Source organism: Yoonia sp. (assembly GCF_036007805.1).
In the GTDB taxonomy this organism is placed as follows: Bacteria; Pseudomonadota; Alphaproteobacteria; order Rhodobacterales; family Rhodobacteraceae; genus Yoonia.
Map to the genome: position 1 here is coordinate 1 of NZ_DASYOK010000310.1, position 18411 is coordinate 18411.

Consider the following 18411-nt stretch of genomic DNA (forward strand, 5'->3'; position numbering starts at 1 on the left):
GTCATCTTCTCGGATCCCGCCGCCGCAATGCCTGCACTGGAGCGGCCATGGAAAGACCCCGTGAAGGTGATGATCTCGGTCCGCTCGGGCTGGCCTTTGTCGTACCAGTATTTGCGGGCCATTTTGACGGCCAGCTCGCAGGCTTCGGTGCCCGAGTTGGTGAAAAACACCGTATCGGCAAAGGTCTGCGCCACCAGCGCATCGGCCAACTGCTGCTGGGCGGGAATGTTATACAGGTTCGAGACATGCCACAGCGCCTGCGCCTGCGCGGTGAGTGCTGCGACCAGAGCAGGGTTCGCATGTCCCAGCGCATTCACCGCAATCCCTGCGCCCAGATCGAGAAAGCGTCGTCCATCAGCTTCCGTCAACCAAGAGCCTTCGCCGGAAACGAAAGTCAGCGGTGCGCGTGAATAGGTTGGCAGAATAGATGGGATCATGGCGATCTTCCTCAAAGGTAAGCCCGATTGGTGCAGGACCAAGCGAGAGCTGTCAATAATGTTAGGGGTTTAGGATGGACGTGGCAAAGGGCGGCGCAGGTTAGCGTCGGCGTCGGGTCTCGAATGTTGCACAGGTCATCATGTGGCCCTGATAACGTAGTCTTCGTTGCGAGGGAAGCCGCAAAAACCGCCGTTTCCTGTTGCGGCATCACGATCTGTCTTGCGCGGTTCACCGAACAGGTTCAATGAGCGGGGCATGACCCTGCGTGCCGCCAACCCGCCTCTTGCTATTGCCTTCATGCTGACGGCCACCGCGTTTATTGCGGCGACGATGGTCATGGCAAAATCCTTGGGCACCGATACGCTTGGCCCGCCCTTGCACCCGCTGCAAATCAGCCATGGCCGTTTTCTGTTTGCATTCATGGCCATTGCTACCGCCGCCGCGCTGTTACGGCCCAGGATCGCGCAGCCGAACTTGAAATTACATTTCGGCCGCACGCTCTTTGGCTGGGGTGGTGTGACCTTCATGTTTTCCGCCGTGGCCTTCATTCCGCTGTCAGATGCAACGGCGATCAGCTTTCTCAATCCCGTGTTCGGCATGCTTCTTGCTATTCCGCTGCTGGGCGAACGTGTCGGGCCGTGGCGCTGGGGTGCCGCCGGTACCGCCTTGCTGGGCGCGCTGATCTTGCTGCGGCCCGGCCCCGAGAGCTTTCAACTGGCCGGACTGCTGGCGCTGGGGGCCGCGCTTTTGATGGGGATGGAGTTGATATTCATCAAGAAACTTGCCAATCGCGAACCGGGGTTCCAGATATTGCTGATCAACAATGCCATCGGGCTTTGCATCGCAACACTGGCGGTTTTGCCCGTCTGGGTGCCACCGACGGGCGCACAATGGGGCGCGCTGGCCGCACTGGGGGTGTTGATGGCCACCGCACAGGCGTGTTTTGTCAACGCCATGGCACGTGCGGATGCGAGCTTCATCACGCCCTTCAGCTATGTCACGCTGATCTTTGCGGGTCTTTATGATTTGCTGCTTTTCGATGTCTGGCCGGACTGGATCAGCATCCTTGGCGCGCTTATTATCCTGAGCGGCGCATCGCTTCTGGCGTGGCGCGAACGGCGGGTCCGCTTTGTGCGTTAAGCCTGCACGCCCCTTTACGTTGGACAAAATAAGGCCATCTTCTGTGAATAGATGAAAAAAATGAGTGATGTTTATGAGTACCGCCGCGCGCCGAACAAGGGGCCTATCTGGCTTGCCTTCTTTGGCGTTGTCTTGCTCCTTGTCGCCATCATCTATTTTGAAGCCACGCAGTTACAGGCGCTCGCATGGGTGTTTGGAGCCATTTTGATTACCTGGATGCTGCTGCCGCAACCGATCTCTGGCATCCGGATAGATAAAGACCATCTGACCCTTGCCGTATGGCGCAAGCCGCGTCGCATCCCGCTTGATGATATCGCTCATTTACGCGTCAGCGAAGCGGGTCTGGATACCGAAGTGGCGATTGTTTACCGCGATGGCACCGTCGAGGATATCTTCTCGGGTGATCTGCCCGATATCGACACGTTGATTGCCGTACTGGCAGAGCGCGGCATCCCGGTGCGTGAGGTTCCCTAGGGTCCTGACCCTAGGCCTTGAGCCGGTAGCCTGTGTGCATCCAGCGAAAACAAATCCCCAAGACCACGATACAGGCCGCTGAAACGACGACAAGCCCCACCCAAGGGCTGCTATCGCTGACCCCGATCATCCCGAAACGCACCCCGTCAATGATATAGAAGAACGGATTGGCGTGGCTGAGGGTTTGCATGAAAGGTGGCAGCGCCTCGATCGAATAGAAGGTTCCCGACAGGAACGCCAAAGGTGTGACCAGAAAGTTCGAAATCGCAGAGAGCTGGTCGAATTTATTGGCAAAAATTCCCGCGATCATGCCCAAGCCACCCATCAGGATCGAGCCCAGTAGGACGAAAGCAATTACCCAGAGCGGTGATTGCATTCCTACGCCCAGAAAGAGGGCCGATCCCGCGGCAATCACAATCGCGACCAAACCACCACGCGCTACTGCGCCGCCGATATAGCCTGTGACCAACTCTCCGGCTGACAAAGGCGGCATGAGCGTATCAACGATATTGCCCTGCACCTTGGCCGATGACAGGCTGGAGGAGGTATTGGCAAAGGCGTTCTGGATCACCGTCATGGTCAGGATGCCGGGTGCGAGAAACACCATGAAGGGCACGCCCATCACTTCGCCGCGCTGAGAGCCGATTGCGATAGTGAAAATAAGCAAAAACAGGCCCGCATTGATCAAGGGGGCCATGACAGTCTGTGTCCAGACATTCATGAAGCGAGCGATCTCGCGCCGGATCAATGTCCACGTCCCCAACCAATTCACGCGCCCGAAGCGCCGTACACCCATCTGGTTCATATCTTGCATCACAGCCATCCTTTGCAGCGCCCTGACATAGTGGTTTTCGCGCGGATGGCCAGCCCTCGGGGGGCGCAGCTCGTTATAACATCACGAAAAGGCACTCCACTGCCTTCACATCACCTGCCGCAGTGTTTAATATGAAGTCAACTTGACCAAGAAGGCCCGATCCGTGCATGACGGATCCTTGCCGAAAAACCAAAGGAACAGATATGTCCTGGACAGACGAGCGCGTTGAGACGCTCAAGAAGATGTGGGGCGAAGGCCAGTCCGCAAGCCAGATCGCCAAAGAGCTTGGCGGCGTCACACGCAATGCCGTGATCGGCAAGGTGCACCGTTTGGGATTGTCCAACAGGGCAGGCTCGGCCGGGGCGCCCGCCAAGGCAGCGCCCAAGGAAAAGCCGGCGGCTGCGCCTGCCGCTGCGGCCAAACCTGCGGCCAAGCCGGCAGCATCACCCAAGCCCAAGGCGGCGCCCGCCTCGACACCGCCCAAAGAAGAGCCCGAGCTTGACGAGAACGGGATCCCGATTTCTGCCGCGCGCCGTGCGATCATTCCGGCGGGTCAACCTTTGCCGCCGCAGCCTTCGGCCAATGAAATCAGCCCCGAGGCACTGGCCAAAGTCAGTGAAATCGAAAAGACCGCCAAGAAGCTGACCTTGATGGAGCTGACCGAAAAAACCTGCAAATGGCCGGTTGGCGATCCCGCCACCGATGATTTCTGGTTCTGTGGGCTGGCGGTACAGCAAGGCAAACCCTACTGCGAAGCCCATGTTGGCGTGGCATTCCAGCCCATGTCCTCGCGCCGCGACCGCCGCCGCTAATATAATGGAAGGTAAGGCAGATTATGATCTGCCCTCGCCGCACAGGCCGCCCCCAAGGGCGGCTTTTTGCGTTTTGCGCAGCGCGTTTGCATGAAGAAAAAGAGGATCGGCTTTATGGGGTAGTGTGGCCAGTTGTGCAGTCCGCAAGCAAAGCCTACTTCAGCGCGCCCAAAAACGCCCGCAAACCGACATCATCGACCTTTTTGACCGCCTTTTTCAGCGGCACCCATTTACGCTTGCGCAGGCCCGCTTCTGGGTAGGTTTTGGTCATCTGTTTCACGTCGATCCGGTACACGCTGACATGGCAAGGCACGACCCGCCCGTCTTCAAAGCGTTTTTCGGTGACATAGCCGCCAATCGGGGCCTTGCTGACTTTGCCTCTGCGCAAACCCGCTTCTTCCCAGGCTTCAATCCTCGCGGTTTCGGCGTCGGTGTGACCGTCCATTGGCCAGCCCTTGGGCACGATCCAGCGACCACGCGAGGATTTCACCAAAAGCACCTCTTTTCCGCCCTTTCCGTCGCGCAAGCAAAGCGCACCGACCTGCGTGATCGCAGTCGGGTCGACGATACAGACCTCGCGGCCTGTCCAAAAAGAGCGGTCAAGATTACTCATATACCTGCCAATGGCGTTTTTTTATTACTCTCTTACTAACACAAAGCGAATCGATGCGCAAATGGTGTCAGGTGCCGCGGGGCTTGGCGCGCAGGGTGGGGTCTGCCTGTGTCGGGTCTTCAGGCCATGGATGGCGGGGGTAGCGGCCACGCATATCACGGCGGACATCGGCATAAGAGCTGGCCCAGAAGCCAACAATATCTTGCGTGACCTGCACGGGCTTTTGCCCCGGTGACAGGAGTGTGACCCTCAAAGGTGTTCGCCCCACCACAGGATGGGTGGTGACGCCGAACATTTCCTGCAGGCGCAATGTGATGCCGGGGGCGTCGCCATCGTAGTCAATCGGGATCTTGCGCCCCAGCGGTGTTTCGAAATGTGCGGGTGCGGCACGGTCAAGGCGCTGAATCTGGTCCCAATCCAGCATGGCGCGCAAGGCAGGCAGGATATCAAAGCGTTTCCAGTCCTCGGCGCTGCGCACGCCGGTCAGGTGCGGCAAGAGCCAGTCTTCCAGCGTGTTCAGTAACGTTGCATCGTCCATTGCGGGCAGGTCATCAACCAATGCCACCCTTGCGCGGAACCGCTCCGCGGCGGGCGAGGGGCGCAGGCCCAACTGGCGCACGCCTTCGAGCATGGCTTGTGCGATGGCCGCATCCGGCGCATCCGACCACTGCCGGTCATCGAGTGCCAATGCGCCGAACCGCTCCTGCTGGCGGGTGAGGACCTTGCGGTCGCGTTTGGACCATTCACAGATGTCGGCCCATGCGATCTGGTCGGCAAAAAGCTCGCGCAATTCGCGTTCTGTGAGCGTGACAGCCTGCCTGATGCGGGCTTCGCGGGTGTCGCCGTCAAGATCGGTGGCCACGATCAGCCGCGCCCCCGCCATCGGGTCGGCGGCGTCGAGCACGGCCCCTTTGCCACCTGACAGCACATAGCGCGGGTCATCACCTTTGCGCCGCAGGCCTATGCGGTCAGGGTAGGCGAGGGCGGCTTGCTGGCCCAGCGTGAGGGAGGCTTTGTCGGGCAGGCCTTTGGCCAAGCGCGGGATTTCGGATTTGATCTGTGCGATGGCCGCGGGGTGCGCGGTGCCGGGCCCGTCGTAGCGGGATTTGAGGGCGGCGATGCGGAGCGCCAGATCAACAGGTGCGCCGCGCAAGGGATCGCGTGCAGCAAGCAAAGCGGCAAGCGGGGCTGCGGTTTTGCCTGCGATTTGCAGCATATGACCCAGACGCGGATGCAGCGGCAGGGCGGCAAGGGCGCGGCCATGTGGCGTGATCCGTCCTGCGCTGTCGAGCGCGCCCAAGCCGTGCAAGAGTGCGCGTGCTTCGGCCAAGGCGCCTGTCGGCGGTGGGGTGAGAAACGCCAGATCGTCGCTGCCCCATACGGCCAGTTCCAATGTGAGGCCCGCCAGATCAGCGGCCTCGATTTCGGCAGGCGCGAAGGCGGGGAGCGCCCCGTGCTCGCCTTTGGTCCAAAGGCAATAGGCGTCGCCGGGGGCTACGCGGCCTGCACGGCCTGCGCGTTGGGTGGCTTCGGCTTTGCTGACTTTTTCCGTGACCAACCGCGACATGCCACAGCTTGGATCAAAACGGGCACGGCGGGCGCGGCCTGCGTCAACCACCACGCGGATATCCTCGATTGTGAGCGAGGTTTCGGCGATCGAAGTGGACAGCACGATTTTGCGGCCCTCTGTAACGGGGGCTATCGCCTTGCGTTGTTCGGCAAAGGGCAGCGCGCCGTAAAGCGGGCGGATGGTGCAGTCGGCGGGCAGGCGGTTGGCCAGCAGAGCGGCAGTCCGGCGGATTTCGCCCTCGCCGGGCAGGAAGACAAGGACGCCGCCTGCGGTTTCGGCCACGGCTGCGGTGACCAGATCAGCGGTCGCCTGTTCCAGTCTTTGGGTTTTGGGCACGGCGCGGTCAAGGAAATGGGTTGTGACAGGAAAAGAACGGCCTTCGGAGGTGATCACGGGGGCGTTGTCGAGCATCGCGGCGACAGGGGCGGCGTCGAGCGTTGCGGACATGACAAGGACGAACAGGTCGGGGCGCAACACGCTCCGGCTTTCCCATGTCAGCGCAAGGCCAAGGTCGGCGTTGAGTGAACGTTCGTGGAATTCGTCGAAGATGACGGCGCCGATGCCTTTCAGTTCGGGATCGGACTGGATCATGCGGGTCAGGATGCCTTCGGTGACGACTTCGATCCGGTTGCCGGCTTTGCTATCGCCGCGCATCCGGTAGCCTACGGTATGGCCCGGTGTCTCGCCCAGCCCTTCGGCCAGACGCTCGGCGGCGGCGCGGGCGGCAAGGCGGCGAGGCTCGAGCATGATGATCTTGCCGGTGGTGAGCTTTGCCTCGAGCATCGCCAAAGGGACGCGGGTGGTTTTGCCAGCACCTGGCGGGGCCTGCAGCACGGCGCAGCCAGAGGATGCGAGCGCATCCATCAGCTTAGGCAGGACAGGATCAATGGGCAGGGCGGTCATGGCGCAAGCTTTGCCATAAGGTGGGTCAAGACGCCACCTTACATGGTGAAGCGGTCCGATGCCGAAAGGTGGATTTCAATCCACCCGACACAGAAAAACCCGGCCGCCTGCACGACCGGGTTCACATCTGTCTCAAGTCGGATCAGCTTAGGCAGCAGTTGCCTTGACGATCTCTTTCTTGATTTTCAGCGCATCAGCGGACAGCTCTGCGTCTTTGGCTTTCGCCATGAACGCATCCAGACCACCGCGGTGATCAACGGTGCGCAGTGCGGCATTGGAGATTTTCAGCTTGAAAGACCGGCCCAGCACGTCGGACATCAAAGTGACATCTTGCAGGTTTGGCAAAAAACGGCGGCGGGTACGGTTCTTGGCGTGGCTGACATTGTTGCCAGACATTGGGCCTTTTCCAGTCAGTTCGCAACGGCGCGACATGAGCGTTATCCTTGTTCTTTGGACAGCCGCCACCCGGGTGGTGGGGTATCCTGTGATACGGGTTATGGACCCCGCATCGGCAGGGTCGTGAATAAGATTAGCGCGAGATAGGCGGATTCCTTGATCCCGTCAACCGCTTTGCCGCGTGAAGGGTCAGGTTTCTGACCCTGTTTGGCCCGCGTCACCACCAAGCCGCAGACGCAATGGCTCCAAGACCTGTTCTGCCGCAGCTGTGGGCGGGGTGCGGCCAGCTTTGACGTCCGCTTCGGCGGCCTTCATGCGGGCGGCGGTTTGGGGGTCGTTTCGCAACATATCCAGCAGGCCGTTGCGCACGTCTTCGCCAAACCAATAGGCCGCCTGTGCCTCGCGCGTGGCCGTCCAGATGCTGTTGTTCCGCCGCCACTGGATCAGCGTTTCCATTTCCTTCCAGGCGGCCTCTAGTCCGTGAACCTCAAGCGCGGAGATCGTGAGCGCTTTGGGAAATCCGTCAGGATCCTGTGCGCGTTTGCGCAACAGGCGCAGCGCGCCCGCATAGTCGGCGCAGGTGCGCATCGCTTGCGGTTTCAGATCGCCGTCCGCCTTGTTCACCAAGATCAGATCGGCCATTTCCATGATGCCGCGCTTGACGCCTTGCAATTCGTCCCCGCCCGCAGGGGCCAGCAGCAGCACGAAAAGATCGGCCATCTGTGCCACGACAGTCTCGGATTGCCCGACGCCCACGGTTTCGATCAGCACCACGTCGAAGCCTGCCGCTTCGCAGAGTGCCACCGCTTCGCGCGAGCGGCGGGCGACGCCACCCAACTGGGTCTGGCTGGGCGAGGGGCGGATAAAGGCGTTTGGATCGCGGGCCAGATGGTCCATGCGGGTCTTGTCGCCCAAGATTGACCCGCCGGAACGTGCAGATGACGGATCAACCGCCAGCACCGCCACCCGTTTGCCCATGCCGGTCAGCATGAGCCCGAAACTTTCGATAAATGTGGATTTGCCGACACCAGGGGTGCCCGACAGCCCGATCCGCAGGGCCTGTTTTTGGGTGCCCAGCATTTCCAGCAGGTCCAGCGCATCTGCGCGGTGGTCCGCGCGGCCGCTTTCCACCAGCGTGATGGCGCGCGCCAGCGCCCGTCTGTCACCGCTCTGCACGCCTTGGGCTAGTGCCTTGATATCTGTGGTCCTGCTCATGGCCCCTTTTTGATCCGGCAGGGGCCAAAGGTCCAGCCCTCAGCGCAGCTCTGCCACCCATGCAGGCACGGCCTGTGTGGCGGGCCCGAAGCGGTGGTCATCAAATGCGTTTGCCCGCGCAGAGGGTTCCAGATTGATCTCGAGTGTCTGCCCCTGCGCCAGTTCCACAAGACCTGCTGCAGGATAGACTTCGGCCGAACTGCCGATAGCCACGAAAAGATCAGCGGTCGCGACCGCTTGGGCGATGGTATCCATGTGATAGGGGATTTCGCCGAACCAGACGACATCCGGACGCGTGGCTTTTGCGCCGCAGGCGGGGCAGGGGTCTTGCGGCGACATGACCAAGGGCGCGTCCCAGCGGGCATCGCATTGCGCACAAAGCGCGCGCATCAGTTCACCATGCATGTGGATCACATCCGGCGAACCTGCACGGTGGTGCAGATCATCAATGTTCTGGGTAATCAGCGTGACGTCATGCGCGCCTGCTGCAAGGGCGGCAAGCGCCTGATGCGCTGCATTGGGTGACGCCTCGGCACAATTGGCCCGCCGCGCGTTGTAGAAATCATGGACCAACGCAGGGTTGCGGGCGAACCCTTGCGGTGTTGCGACGTCGTTCAGATCGTATTGCGTCCAAAGCCCGCCCGCATCGCGGAACGTGCCCAAGCCGCTTTCGGCCGAAACACCGGCACCTGTCAGAATTGCAATCTTCATTCCCGGAGTGTGGGCGCGAATTGGCCTGTGCAGCAAGTGCTTTGCGCATCTTTATGGTCGCGGCGTTTCGGCTTTGCTAGGTTTGGTGGGTCACAAGGGGTTAGGAATGCGGATCGTTTTTGTTTGTCTTGGCAATATCTGCCGTTCACCTGCTGCCGAAGGGGTAATGCGCAAGCTTGCACCGCATTTGACGCTGGATAGCGCGGGTACTGGGGGTTGGCACGTGGGCGATCCGCCTTATGGACCAATGCAAGAGGCCGCGCGCACGCGGGGGTATGACCTGAGCGGATTACGGGCGCGGCAGTTCACACGCGCTGATTTTCAGGACTTTGATCTGATCGTTGCGATGGACCGCCAAAACAAAGCCGAAATCGAACGGCTGAGACCCAAGGGCAACGCGACACCTGTCCAGTGTCTGACCGATAAAGATGTGCCTGATCCCTATTACACGCGGGATTTCGACGGGTCGCTGGCGATGATTGAGCGCGCCACTAGGCGTTTACTGGCTGACATATCTCGGTGGCGAGATCTGTGAAGGCGCGGTAGCGCGTCCAGAAGCTTTCATCGCCGGGGCGGTCGGATTGGCGTGTATCCTGTGCCAGTTGCGGGTTTGCAAAAAAACCGACGACGCGGGCCTGGTCACTACCCGAGAGGGATTGGTTTGCCACTTGTTGGATGCAGGAACACAAAGCGGGTGACGCCGCGCGGCGGTCTGCATCAAGACAGGCGCGCGAGATATCGCCGGTTGCGCCACGGCTGCCGCCGCCACAAGCTGCTACTGATGCCAAAGCACCTGCCATCAAGAAATACCGCATTTGCCTATCCTCTGCCCGCCCCCGTGTTTGCCCCGGGTGATCCATATTCGCGTCTTGGGTGTAATTTAGCCGATGCGGGGTGCAAAGCAACGATGCATTTTCGGGATGCGGCGCAGTACCGCGTTCAAGGGGCCTAACCCGAGGCCCAATCGTCGGGTGACAGACCAAGCGTCTTGATCCGTGAATAGAGCGTTGTGGGTTTGACGCCCAAGAGTGCCGCCGCCCCGTTTGGCCCTGACACGCGCCCGTTGGTTTCCTGTAGGCAGGCAATTGTGTTGGCGACGCGGATTTGTTCGATGTCGGCTTCACTGAGCAAGGTTGTGATCTTACGCGTTGCGGGGGCTGCGTCGGGGTGGATATCGACCACGAGCTTTTCGCCCTGCGATACGATCGCACCGCGCTCGATCACATTGGCCAGTTCGCGCACGTTTCCGGGCCAGTCGTATTGTTGCAGCGTGCGGATTGTCCCTTCGGTGATGATGGGTGGCGTGCGGCTGAGCCTTTTGCACACGAGATTGAGGAAATGTGCGGCCAGCAGTGGAATGTCGTCAGGGCGTTCGCGTAGCGGCGTGCAGTGGATCGGAAAGACGTTGAGAAAGAACACGAGCTCCGGCCGCATCCGTCCGGCCTGCACCTCGCGGTCAAGGTTCCGGCTGGTGGAGGCGACGACCCGCAATTCAAGACTGCGCGCGCGGTCATCGCCCAGCCGTGTGACCCTGCGGTTTTGCAGCGCGTCGAGCAGTTGGCCTTGCTGTTCCAGCGGAATATCGGCGACTTCATCAAGGAATAGCGTGCCACCGTGGGCCAGTTCGAGCTTGCCGGGTTTGTCGCGCAGCGCGCCTGTGAAGGCCCCGCGCACATGGCCGAAAAGCTCACTTTCAAACATGTCGGGCGTGACCGAGCCGCATTTGAAGTGGATCAGGGGCCGCCGCCGCCTGTCGCTGTCATTATGGATTGCCGAGGCGACCATGGCTTTGCCTGTCCCGCTTTCGCCGGTGATCAGCACGTTGGCCTGCGTGCGTGACACCATTTCGACCCGTTGCAGGATTTGCTGGATCGCGGGCGATTGGCCGACAACATCATGGTGGGCGCGCTCAATACTGATGGCCTCTTGCAGGTAGGCGTTTTCCTGTTCGAGCCGGTCACGCAGGGCCGCGACCTGATCCATTGCTTCGCGCAGCTTGCGTTCGTTTTCCCACCGCTCGGTGATGTCGCGGAAGATGACCACGGCACCGGCCAGCCGCTGGCCCTCGTAGATCGGGGTCGAGACGTATTCAACGCGGATGGGTTTGCCATCCTTGCGCCAGAACACCTCGTCCTCGATGCGGTTGACCTGTTCATAGCGGAAGGATTGGTAGATCGGGCATTCATGCGACGGATAGATTTCACCGTCGAGATGGTGATGGTGGATTTTGGTATGGATGTCTTCGCCAAGAAGGTCTTCATCGGTCCAGCCCAGCATTTCCTGTGCTGCTCGGTTCACAAAGGTTGTCTTGCCGTCGGCGTTGACCCCGTAAATCCCTTCGCCCGCTGCATTCAGGATCAGCTGGTTCTGGCGTTCGAGTTCAGAGAAGAATGCCTGTGCGCGCTGCCATTCCAGAATGCCACCGTTATACATGCTTGCCGCCTGTACCGCCTCGGCGCGGCGTTCAAGGGCTGCAAGATCGGTGATCTGAAGCGTGAGCGTCTTGCCATCCGAGCGCCCGTTGATTTCGCAATTGATGCGGTCATTTTCACGGGTGCGGAGGATAATGCGCCGTGTCCACGCCTCTCCGCGGTAGATGACTTCATCAACAAACAGGATCATGTGCGGCACATCATCTGCCACAAGATTGGAAAAGCGTGAACCGACCAGAGACGGGTCTTTGAGCAGCACGTGGGCCTGCGGGGTGGCGGCCAGAATCTCGTCTGTATCGAGATCAAGGATCAACGTTGCGCCGAAGGCTCCGGCAAGACGGGAATCAGGGGTGCGGTCTTGAATGTTCATTTTCCGATCGAAGCGGACATCGGGGTGTGTGGCAATACGAAAAATCGTAATTTACGATAAATCGTAATATGAGGAGGGCATATAGATATCGTAAGGTATTGTTATGAATGGAAATTATTGAATTAATTTTTTGAGGCCTCTGGCTTTCAGTGTGCCCCTTTTCTGCGTCAGTATCGTTCCAAAGTTTGACAGGAGTGACGAGAATGACAGTGAAAAGCCTTGGAAATCCCTATTCATCCGAAACCGACCTGCGGCACGGCGTCGATTGCGGGTGCGCCGGTTGCGTGACCTCAGCGGTAGAAAAACAGGGTGGTCCGGATCTGACTACAAGCGAAGGCATGCTGGAACGTGCTGTTGAAAGCGCGATCGTGCGGTCGGTCTTTGGTCAGAGCGATATCGGCCGCCGGTCCTTTATGGGCATGATGGGCGGCACCACGATGGCCGCGGCGCTGGCGTCGGTGTTCCCGATGGATCAGGCGAAGGCGGCTATCCTCGACAATCTTGGGCCACCCGAGAAAACAGACCTGAACATCGGTTTTGTGCCGATCACCTGTGCGACGCCGATCATCATGGCGCAGCCTTTGGGCTTTTACGAACGCTATGGTCTGAACGCGCAAGTCATCAAGACCGCAGGCTGGGCCGTGGCCCGCGACAAATCGCTGAACGGCGAATATGACGCGAGCCATATGCTGACGCCGATGCCGCTGGCGATGACGCTGGGTGCGGGGTCTATTGCAGAACCCTACATCATGCCCGCCGTTGAAAACATCAACGGGCAGGCGATTGTTCTGTCCAACGAACACCTTGATAAGCGCGATCCGACACAGTGGAAGGGCTTTACCTTCGGTGTGCCGTTTGAATACTCGATGCACAACTTCCTGCTGCGCTACTATGTTGCCGAATTCGGTCTAGACCCCGATGTCGATATCCAGATCCGTGTTGTGCCGCCGCCCGAGATGGTTGCAAACCTGCGTGCCGGTAACCTTGACGGCTATCTGTCGCCTGATCCGTTCAACCAGCGTGCTGTCTTCGAAGGCATCGGCTTTATCCACTTGCTGACCAAAGAGATCTGGGAAGGTCACCCATGCTGTGCCTTTGCGGCACCGCTGTCCTTTGCGCAGGAATTGCCCAACACCTATGGCGCTCTGCTCAAGTCGATCATTGATGCGACGCAATACGCCTCGGCCGCCGAGAACCGCAAAGAGATTTCCGAGGCGATTGCGCCGACGAATTACCTCAACCAGCCTGTGACTGTGATCGAGCAGGTGCTGACGGGCACCTATGCGGATGGCTTGGGCAACGTACAGCGTGTGCCTGACCGGATCGATTTTGACCCCTTCCCGTGGCATTCGATGGGCGTGTGGATCCTGACCCAGATGAAGCGCTGGGGCTATATTGAAGGCGATGTCGATTACAAAGGCGTGGCAGAGCAGGTCTATCTGGCCGCCGACTGCAAGAAGGTGATGGAAGACCTTGGCTATGAAGCGCCGGACGTCACCTACAAGTCGCATACCATCATGGGCAAGACGTTCGATTACAACGAACCCGAAGCCTATATCGACAGCTTCGCGATCAAGAAAGGCTAAGGCAAATGCCCATCAGCTCACTGAACTTTCGTGCAGCTATTCTGTCGCTAACTCTGCTTATTGTCGGCCTCCTGATCTGGGAGGCCGCCATTCCCGCACAAAAGGCGGTAGGCGAATTGACGGAATATGAACTTCTGACAGGGGGCGGCCAGCCCAAAGCTGGCGTGCCGCCGCCCAGTCAGGTGATCGCCAAGGCCTGGGAACAGCTCAGTGATCCTTTCTATGATGCAGGCCCCAATGATAAAGGGATCGGTATCCAGATCGGCTATTCGATCTACCGTGTGCTGGTGGGCTATGCGCTGGCAGCTATTATCGCTATTCCGCTGGGCTTTCTGATCGGTATGTCACCGCTGGCCTACAAGGCGCTGAACCCGTTCATTCAGGTCTTGCGCCCGATTTCTCCCTTGGCTTGGATGCCGCTGGCACTCTTCGTGATCCAGGACAGTGAAGCGAGCGCAATCTTTGTGATCTTCATCTGTTCGATCTGGCCGATGCTGCTCAACACCGCTTTCGGTGTGGCCGGTGTGCGTGAGGATTGGGTCAACGTGGCCCGCACGCACGAATTGAACCCGCTCAAGACCGCCTTCACCGTGATCCTGCCTGCCGCAGCGCCGACGATCGTGACAGGCATGCGGATTTCCATCGGGATTGCCTGGCTGGTGATCGTGGCCGCGGAAATGCTCGTGGGGGGAACCGGCATCGGATATTACGTCTGGAACGAGTGGAACAACCTCGATCTGACCTCCGTGATCTTTTCAATCCTGATGATTGGCGTCGTGGGCATGGGGCTTGATGCAGCCCTTGGCTTTGTCCAGCGCGCCGTTTCTTACGCTGAATAGGACCAAGATATGAAACCGTTTCTAAGCGTCGAGAACCTGACACAACGCTATCCCGATGGCGCGGGCGGCGAACTGACAGTCTTTGAGGATGCCACCTTTGGTGTCGAAAAGGGCGAGTTTGTTGTGATCCTTGGCCACTCTGGCTGTGGGAAATCCACGATCATGAACATCCTTGCGGGTCTGTCCGATCCGACATCTGGCGTGGTGATCATGGACGGGACCGAGGTGAAAGGCCCAAGCCTTGACCGTGGTGTTGTGTTCCAGAACTATTCCCTGTTGCCGTGGCTTTCGACATTGAAGAACGTCACCTTTGGCGTCTCTGCGCGGCACCCTGAATGGACCAAGGCGCAGGTGATTGAACATTCGACCAAATACCTTGCGATGGTCGGGCTTGAGGGGGATGTGATCCACCGCAAGCCAAGCCAGCTTTCGGGCGGGATGCGCCAGCGGGTGTCGATTGCGCGCGCTTTTGCCAACCACCCCAAGCTTTTGTTGCTGGATGAACCCTTTGGCGCGCTTGATGCGCTGACACGGGGAACGATCCAGGACGAGCTCTTGAAGATCTGGAGCGGGACGGAACAGACCGTTTTCATGATTACCCATGATATCGACGAGGCGATCCTGCTGGCGGACCGTATCTTGCTGATGACGAACGGCCCCTATGCACGGGTGGCCGAGAGCGTCGAGATCACCATCCCGCGCCCGCGCAACCGGACCGAGATTATCGAGCATCCCAACTACTACGCAATCCGCAACCATCTGGTCACCTTCCTTGGCAAGCGGTCCAAAGAGATGGCGGGCCAACAGACCGGAGAGGGCAGTAACCGCCCGACACCGGTGCGGATAGACAAGACCGAACCCGAAGAACCAGAAAACGCGCCGCCTGCGCTGCGGGCCGTCAACGAATAACCCCCGGAGGAGCAACAATGAAAGACCTCGTAATGACCGAAATGATGACCAAAGAAGACGTGACCGCGATGATCCTGTCGGCCAAGAAAACGGCCGGTCTGACATGGGAGCAAATCGCCGAAAAGATTGGGATGTCGCCCGTCTGGACCCATTCCGCAGCGATGGGGATGAATGCTTTCCCGGCCGACAAGGCCAAACTGATGGTTAGCGTGATGGGCCTGCCGCAAGAGGCGGAATCCGTGCTGGCAGAGAGCCCCACCAAGATCTGGGAACAGGCGGTGCCGACCGATCCCTGCATCTACAGGTTTTATGAAATCGTCGGCGTTTACGGCCCGACTTTGAAGGCGCTGATCCAAGAAAAATTTGGCGACGGCATCATGTCCGCGATTGATTTCAACATGTCCGTCACCCGCGAGGAAAACCCCAAAGGCGACCGCGTGAAGGTTGAAATGTCGGGCAAGTATCTGGGCTATAACAGCTGGTAAAACAGATGCGCGGCGGGTCTGATCTGCCGCGCCACCCCCTCCACATCAGGAAACGTCAGTCGATGATGACGTAAAGCGCATCGGACGGTAGCGTCAAAGTCAGCATTCCGTTGTTTCTTGAAGCTGTGACTTCACCATTCGCCATGCCGTTGGCATCCAGGGCTGTGGCACGTGACAGCCCGTTGTTGCGAATGCTGACCTGCGCGTTGACCCTGTCAATCTGCCATGGCGCCTCGCCAAAGGCGGTCACTTCCAAAGCGGGCCCGCTTTCATGTGCGGCAGATGCCGCGCTCCAGCCCGTCGGGCGAGCGATGCTGTTGATCTGCACCAAGAGCTGTGACGCATCAGCAATCGGCTGGCCATCCAGCGGCACCACGATGATGCTGGCATACTCCGCATCGCTTTCAATCGTGATGTCCTGCAAGGTAAAGGTCGTGGCTGATGACAAAGCGCCTACGACGCCTTGCGCGCGGGGCGCATCCAGTGTGACGACACCCGCGCCCCAATCCCAGGACAGCTCGCGCGTCAGACTGGTGACAACCTGCCTGTCTTCGTCGATCAGCGATGCAAGATCAGGGTGCACGAAATTTCCAGTCTCGCTGTCAAAATCGACCTGAACGGGGCCGGCAAGGAAGCTATAGGGGCTGATTTCGGGTTGTTGCGCGCGGCCGCTTCCAAGCAATTTACCAAAAATGCCTGTATCGCGGTTCGGGTCATAGCCTTGTTGTGCCGCAACAAGAGGGGCCGCGCGGGCCCAGAGCGTATCGCGCGGGCGGTGTTCGATCACGACCGGGGGGGCCTCGTCAATGAGCCCAAGGCGAAAGATCAGCGCAGCCGCAGGAAAAGCGCCCATCTGTTGCGGGGTTGCCACCTGCCATTTGCCGATACTTGGCAAATAGCCGTTCGCGCTCTGCGGTGCGCGCCACTGTGTTTCATCAGTGGAGAACCAGTAGCTGATGTCGATACCGGTGAGAGCCTGATAGGCGGCCATCAGAATGGGTCCTTCGGACTGTTCCCACATCGGCGGCACCCAAAGCGTTTCGCTGATAATATAAGGATAACCGACTGGCTGGCGCAGTGTGGTTGGTAAATCCAATGGTCGGCGCAGGAGACCGTCTTCGCGGTATGTGTCACCTGCCACGATGGCCCAGCCGACATATTCTCCTTCGTGCAGGGCGTTGACATAGCGGTTCACGCCAATCACATCACCCGCCGTGTAGGAATACCGCTCAAGATCATCGAGCAGAACATCATCCGCAGTGCGCCAGTTTCCCGCGTTGAAAAGTTGCGGTGCGCCGATGTCTTCGCGCAGGAAGCGGGCAATCTCGGCGTGCCAGTCGCGCATGATCATGGTCAGGAATTCTGTTTGATCGGCAAGCCGCGCCGCCGCATCACCGGGGTCTGCATCGCTTGTGAGGTGCCAGATATTGGAAAGTGCGATCACGCCACTGTCCCAATCGTCGCGCATGTCGTCGATCGGACCGGGTGCCGCAGCGTTGCCCCATGCATCCTGCGCTGCGGCCAGCGTGCCATATTTTTCACCAAGGAACTGGCCAAATCGGGCACCAAGCAGTGCGGCCTCGCGGCCCTTGATGCTATTGAATGTCCAGAACAGCAGCGAATCTTCATTCTGCATCTGAATAATCGCCAGCGCAGGGTCATCCTTGAGCGCCAGACCGGTGTAGGGGTTTACGGGCAGCAGTGTCTCGCGGAGCCACCCCTTGTAAGCCTCTTGCAAGACCGGATCGAAGTAGATCATTCCCGTCAGCCCCTCACTGTCGACGGGGACTTGCCAGCGCTGGGCGGCCTCTGGATGGACGAGGTGCGGATAGTAGGGGCTGAAGGTGACGTAGATGCCTTCCTGTCTCATCGCGGCGACCAGCTGCCAGAGGCGGTCGCGCTCGGCTGTGTCTATTTCTTCAAGCGTGCCACCCGATTCTCCGGCTTGCGGGATTTGCCCGTGCAGACGCACCATGTTGACGCCGCGTTTGGCCAGAAACCTTGCGTGGTCTTCAAGTGCTGCCATGCCGTGACGGGCGACATAGGTATTCAGCGCCCAGAACCGGATCGGCGCACCGTCACCCCGCACAAAAGCGGCCCCATCATCAGAACGCCGGATAAAACCGGTTTCACCTGCGGTCGCTTCATTGAGATAAGATAGATCAAGCAGTGCTGTGTCGGAAAATACGTCTTGCGCAGGTTGGAAATCCCATGTTGCGGGGGTGTCTGCAACGGCAGGTGTCCAAAGAACCCCTGCTATCAGCGCGATGCATTGTCGTCTCATGGCTGAGCTGTCCCTTGGCTGCGGTTTCGTAGAGCCTACTGCCAATCACGCCGTTCGGATAGCTGGCAGTGTAGTTATGCGCAGGTCGCGGGCTATCTCCGAGCGCTTTGTCCGGCGATATGATGACCGAATCGCACTGGTTGATTTTGGGGGCACTCTGCCGAGGCCACGCAAACAAAAGACACCAAAGATGCGATTCCCTTGGTTTTCCCACTGCTTCCCAGACCAATTCTGCTGTTGTTCTGGTCATTATGACGATTCTGCGATCTGTCTTATGTCATTACTGTTGACATAAATAACCCGGCTGGACGGACCGACCCTGCAAGGAGACAAGGTAACTATGACTGGCGTATATTTTAATTATATATTCAATATCAGTCACTTATAGCGTGCGACTTTGTCAGGTGAAGGTTCATTTGA

At 59.2% G+C, this 18411-nt stretch carries 18 protein-coding genes; 8 read left to right on the top strand and 10 right to left on the bottom strand.

The features are described 5' to 3' along the window. Positions 1 to 437: aminotransferase class III-fold pyridoxal phosphate-dependent enzyme (locus VGP75_RS16290; RefSeq protein WP_327544665.1), on the bottom strand; the 437-nt coding region annotated here is incomplete at its 3' end. A gap of 256 nt (positions 438 to 693) precedes the next feature. Between VGP75_RS16290 and VGP75_RS16295 the strand changes: the two genes are divergently transcribed. Both VGP75_RS16295 and VGP75_RS16300 read left to right on the top strand, forming a co-directional pair. Next, positions 694 to 1578 carry a DMT family transporter gene (locus VGP75_RS16295; protein ID WP_327544666.1) on the top strand — a complete coding sequence of 295 codons (885 nt, stop codon included), beginning with the start codon at positions 694 to 696 and terminating at the stop codon, positions 1576 to 1578. Between the two features lie 60 nt (positions 1579 to 1638). Beyond that, positions 1639 to 2052, top strand: coding sequence for a hypothetical protein (locus VGP75_RS16300; RefSeq protein ID WP_327544667.1), 414 nt, complete (start codon positions 1639 to 1641; stop codon positions 2050 to 2052). 10 nt (positions 2053 to 2062) lie between these two features. Here VGP75_RS16300 and VGP75_RS16305 read toward each other — a convergent pair whose 3' ends face one another. Further along, positions 2063 to 2857 (bottom strand): ABC transporter permease, encoded by a 795-nt coding sequence (locus VGP75_RS16305; protein ID WP_327544693.1) that lies wholly within the window; start codon positions 2855 to 2857, stop codon positions 2063 to 2065. 212 nt (positions 2858 to 3069) lie between these two features. On the opposite strand from VGP75_RS16305, the gene VGP75_RS16310 reads away from it, so the two are divergent. After that, the gene (locus VGP75_RS16310; protein ID WP_327544668.1) at positions 3070 to 3678 is read left to right on the top strand and encodes a GcrA family cell cycle regulator; all 609 of its coding nucleotides are present in this window, start codon (positions 3070 to 3072) and stop codon (positions 3676 to 3678) included. Positions 3679 to 3832: 154 nt separating this feature from the next. Here VGP75_RS16310 and VGP75_RS16315 read toward each other — a convergent pair whose 3' ends face one another. The 5 genes from VGP75_RS16315 to VGP75_RS16335 all read right to left on the bottom strand — a co-directional run bounded on the left by VGP75_RS16315 (position 3833) and on the right by VGP75_RS16335 (position 9086). Continuing rightward, the gene (locus VGP75_RS16315; protein WP_327544669.1) at positions 3833 to 4291 is read right to left on the bottom strand and encodes an NUDIX hydrolase; all 459 of its coding nucleotides are present in this window, start codon (positions 4289 to 4291) and stop codon (positions 3833 to 3835) included. A gap of 67 nt (positions 4292 to 4358) precedes the next feature. Continuing rightward, positions 4359 to 6764 (bottom strand): ATP-dependent helicase HrpB, encoded by a 2406-nt coding sequence (gene hrpB, locus VGP75_RS16320; protein ID WP_327544670.1) that lies wholly within the window; start codon positions 6762 to 6764, stop codon positions 4359 to 4361. Between the two features lie 147 nt (positions 6765 to 6911). Beyond that, positions 6912 to 7196: a 50S ribosomal protein L28 gene (gene rpmB / locus VGP75_RS16325; RefSeq protein ID WP_055296019.1), complete on the bottom strand. Its 285-nt coding sequence runs from the start codon at positions 7194 to 7196 to the stop codon at positions 6912 to 6914. A 153-nt stretch (positions 7197 to 7349) separates the two neighbouring features. Further along, positions 7350 to 8375, bottom strand: coding sequence for a methylmalonyl Co-A mutase-associated GTPase MeaB (gene meaB, locus VGP75_RS16330; protein ID WP_327544671.1), 1026 nt, complete (start codon positions 8373 to 8375; stop codon positions 7350 to 7352). Positions 8376 to 8414: 39 nt separating this feature from the next. After that, positions 8415 to 9086 carry an NAD-dependent deacylase gene (locus VGP75_RS16335; RefSeq protein ID WP_327544672.1) on the bottom strand — a complete coding sequence of 224 codons (672 nt, stop codon included), beginning with the start codon at positions 9084 to 9086 and terminating at the stop codon, positions 8415 to 8417. A gap of 106 nt (positions 9087 to 9192) precedes the next feature. Here VGP75_RS16335 and VGP75_RS16340 point away from each other — a divergent pair, with 106 nt between their 5' ends. Beyond that, complete coding sequence (locus tag VGP75_RS16340; protein ID WP_327544673.1) at positions 9193 to 9621, top strand: low molecular weight protein-tyrosine-phosphatase; 429 nt, start codon at positions 9193 to 9195, stop codon at positions 9619 to 9621. Here the strand turns inward: VGP75_RS16340 and VGP75_RS16345 are convergent. Next, complete coding sequence (locus VGP75_RS16345; RefSeq protein WP_327544674.1) at positions 9578 to 9901, bottom strand: arginine transporter; 324 nt, start codon at positions 9899 to 9901, stop codon at positions 9578 to 9580. The two genes, VGP75_RS16340 and VGP75_RS16345, sit on opposite strands and share 44 nt — an antisense overlap. Before the next feature lie 133 nt (positions 9902 to 10034). Beyond that, the gene (locus VGP75_RS16350) at positions 10035 to 11888 is read right to left on the bottom strand and encodes a sigma-54 interaction domain-containing protein (protein ID WP_327544675.1); all 1854 of its coding nucleotides are present in this window, start codon (positions 11886 to 11888) and stop codon (positions 10035 to 10037) included. Positions 11889 to 12091: 203 nt separating this feature from the next. Between VGP75_RS16350 and VGP75_RS16355 the strand changes: the two genes are divergently transcribed. The 4 genes from VGP75_RS16355 to cynS are packed head-to-tail and all read left to right on the top strand — an operon-like array spanning position 12092 to position 15707. Then, positions 12092 to 13474, top strand: coding sequence for a CmpA/NrtA family ABC transporter substrate-binding protein (locus tag VGP75_RS16355; RefSeq protein WP_327544676.1), 1383 nt, complete (start codon positions 12092 to 12094; stop codon positions 13472 to 13474). Between the two features lie 5 nt (positions 13475 to 13479). Further along, on the top strand, positions 13480 to 14313 hold the full coding sequence (gene ntrB / locus VGP75_RS16360) for a nitrate ABC transporter permease (protein WP_327544677.1): 834 nt from the start codon (positions 13480 to 13482) through the stop codon (positions 14311 to 14313). Between the two features lie 9 nt (positions 14314 to 14322). After that, entirely contained in the window at positions 14323 to 15222 is a 900-nt protein-coding gene (locus VGP75_RS16365) for an ABC transporter ATP-binding protein (protein WP_327544678.1), read from the top strand. 17 nt (positions 15223 to 15239) lie between these two features. Further along, a complete protein-coding gene (cynS, locus tag VGP75_RS16370) occupies positions 15240 to 15707 on the top strand; it encodes a cyanase (protein ID WP_327544679.1) in 468 nt (155 codons plus the stop codon). 55 nt (positions 15708 to 15762) lie between these two features. Here cynS and VGP75_RS16375 read toward each other — a convergent pair whose 3' ends face one another. Further along, positions 15763 to 17991, bottom strand: a complete 2229-nt coding sequence (locus VGP75_RS16375; protein ID WP_327544680.1) for a hypothetical protein — start codon at positions 17989 to 17991, stop codon at positions 15763 to 15765. Positions 17992 to 18411 lie beyond the last annotated feature (420 nt).

Coding starts and splice junctions, on each gene's coding strand:
- VGP75_RS16295 (WP_327544666.1), top strand. CDS start 694: ATGACCCTGCGTGCCGCCAACCCGCCTCTTGCTATTGCCTTCATGCTG.
- VGP75_RS16300 (WP_327544667.1), top strand. CDS start 1,639: ATGAGTGATGTTTATGAGTACCGCCGCGCGCCGAACAAGGGGCCTATC.
- VGP75_RS16305 (WP_327544693.1), bottom strand. CDS start 2,857: ATGAACCAGATGGGTGTACGGCGCTTCGGGCGCGTGAATTGGTTGGGG.
- VGP75_RS16310 (WP_327544668.1), top strand. CDS start 3,070: ATGTCCTGGACAGACGAGCGCGTTGAGACGCTCAAGAAGATGTGGGGC.
- VGP75_RS16315 (WP_327544669.1), bottom strand. CDS start 4,291: ATGAGTAATCTTGACCGCTCTTTTTGGACAGGCCGCGAGGTCTGTATC.
- hrpB (WP_327544670.1), bottom strand. CDS start 6,764: ATGACCGCCCTGCCCATTGATCCTGTCCTGCCTAAGCTGATGGATGCG.
- rpmB (WP_055296019.1), bottom strand. CDS start 7,196: ATGTCGCGCCGTTGCGAACTGACTGGAAAAGGCCCAATGTCTGGCAAC.
- meaB (WP_327544671.1), bottom strand. CDS start 8,375: ATGAGCAGGACCACAGATATCAAGGCACTAGCCCAAGGCGTGCAGAGC.
- VGP75_RS16335 (WP_327544672.1), bottom strand. CDS start 9,086: ATGAAGATTGCAATTCTGACAGGTGCCGGTGTTTCGGCCGAAAGCGGC.
- VGP75_RS16340 (WP_327544673.1), top strand. CDS start 9,193: ATGCGGATCGTTTTTGTTTGTCTTGGCAATATCTGCCGTTCACCTGCT.
- VGP75_RS16345 (WP_327544674.1), bottom strand. CDS start 9,901: ATGCGGTATTTCTTGATGGCAGGTGCTTTGGCATCAGTAGCAGCTTGT.
- VGP75_RS16350 (WP_327544675.1), bottom strand. CDS start 11,888: ATGAACATTCAAGACCGCACCCCTGATTCCCGTCTTGCCGGAGCCTTC.
- VGP75_RS16355 (WP_327544676.1), top strand. CDS start 12,092: ATGACAGTGAAAAGCCTTGGAAATCCCTATTCATCCGAAACCGACCTG.
- ntrB (WP_327544677.1), top strand. CDS start 13,480: ATGCCCATCAGCTCACTGAACTTTCGTGCAGCTATTCTGTCGCTAACT.
- VGP75_RS16365 (WP_327544678.1), top strand. CDS start 14,323: ATGAAACCGTTTCTAAGCGTCGAGAACCTGACACAACGCTATCCCGAT.
- cynS (WP_327544679.1), top strand. CDS start 15,240: ATGAAAGACCTCGTAATGACCGAAATGATGACCAAAGAAGACGTGACC.
- VGP75_RS16375 (WP_327544680.1), bottom strand. CDS start 17,991: ATGAGACGACAATGCATCGCGCTGATAGCAGGGGTTCTTTGGACACCT.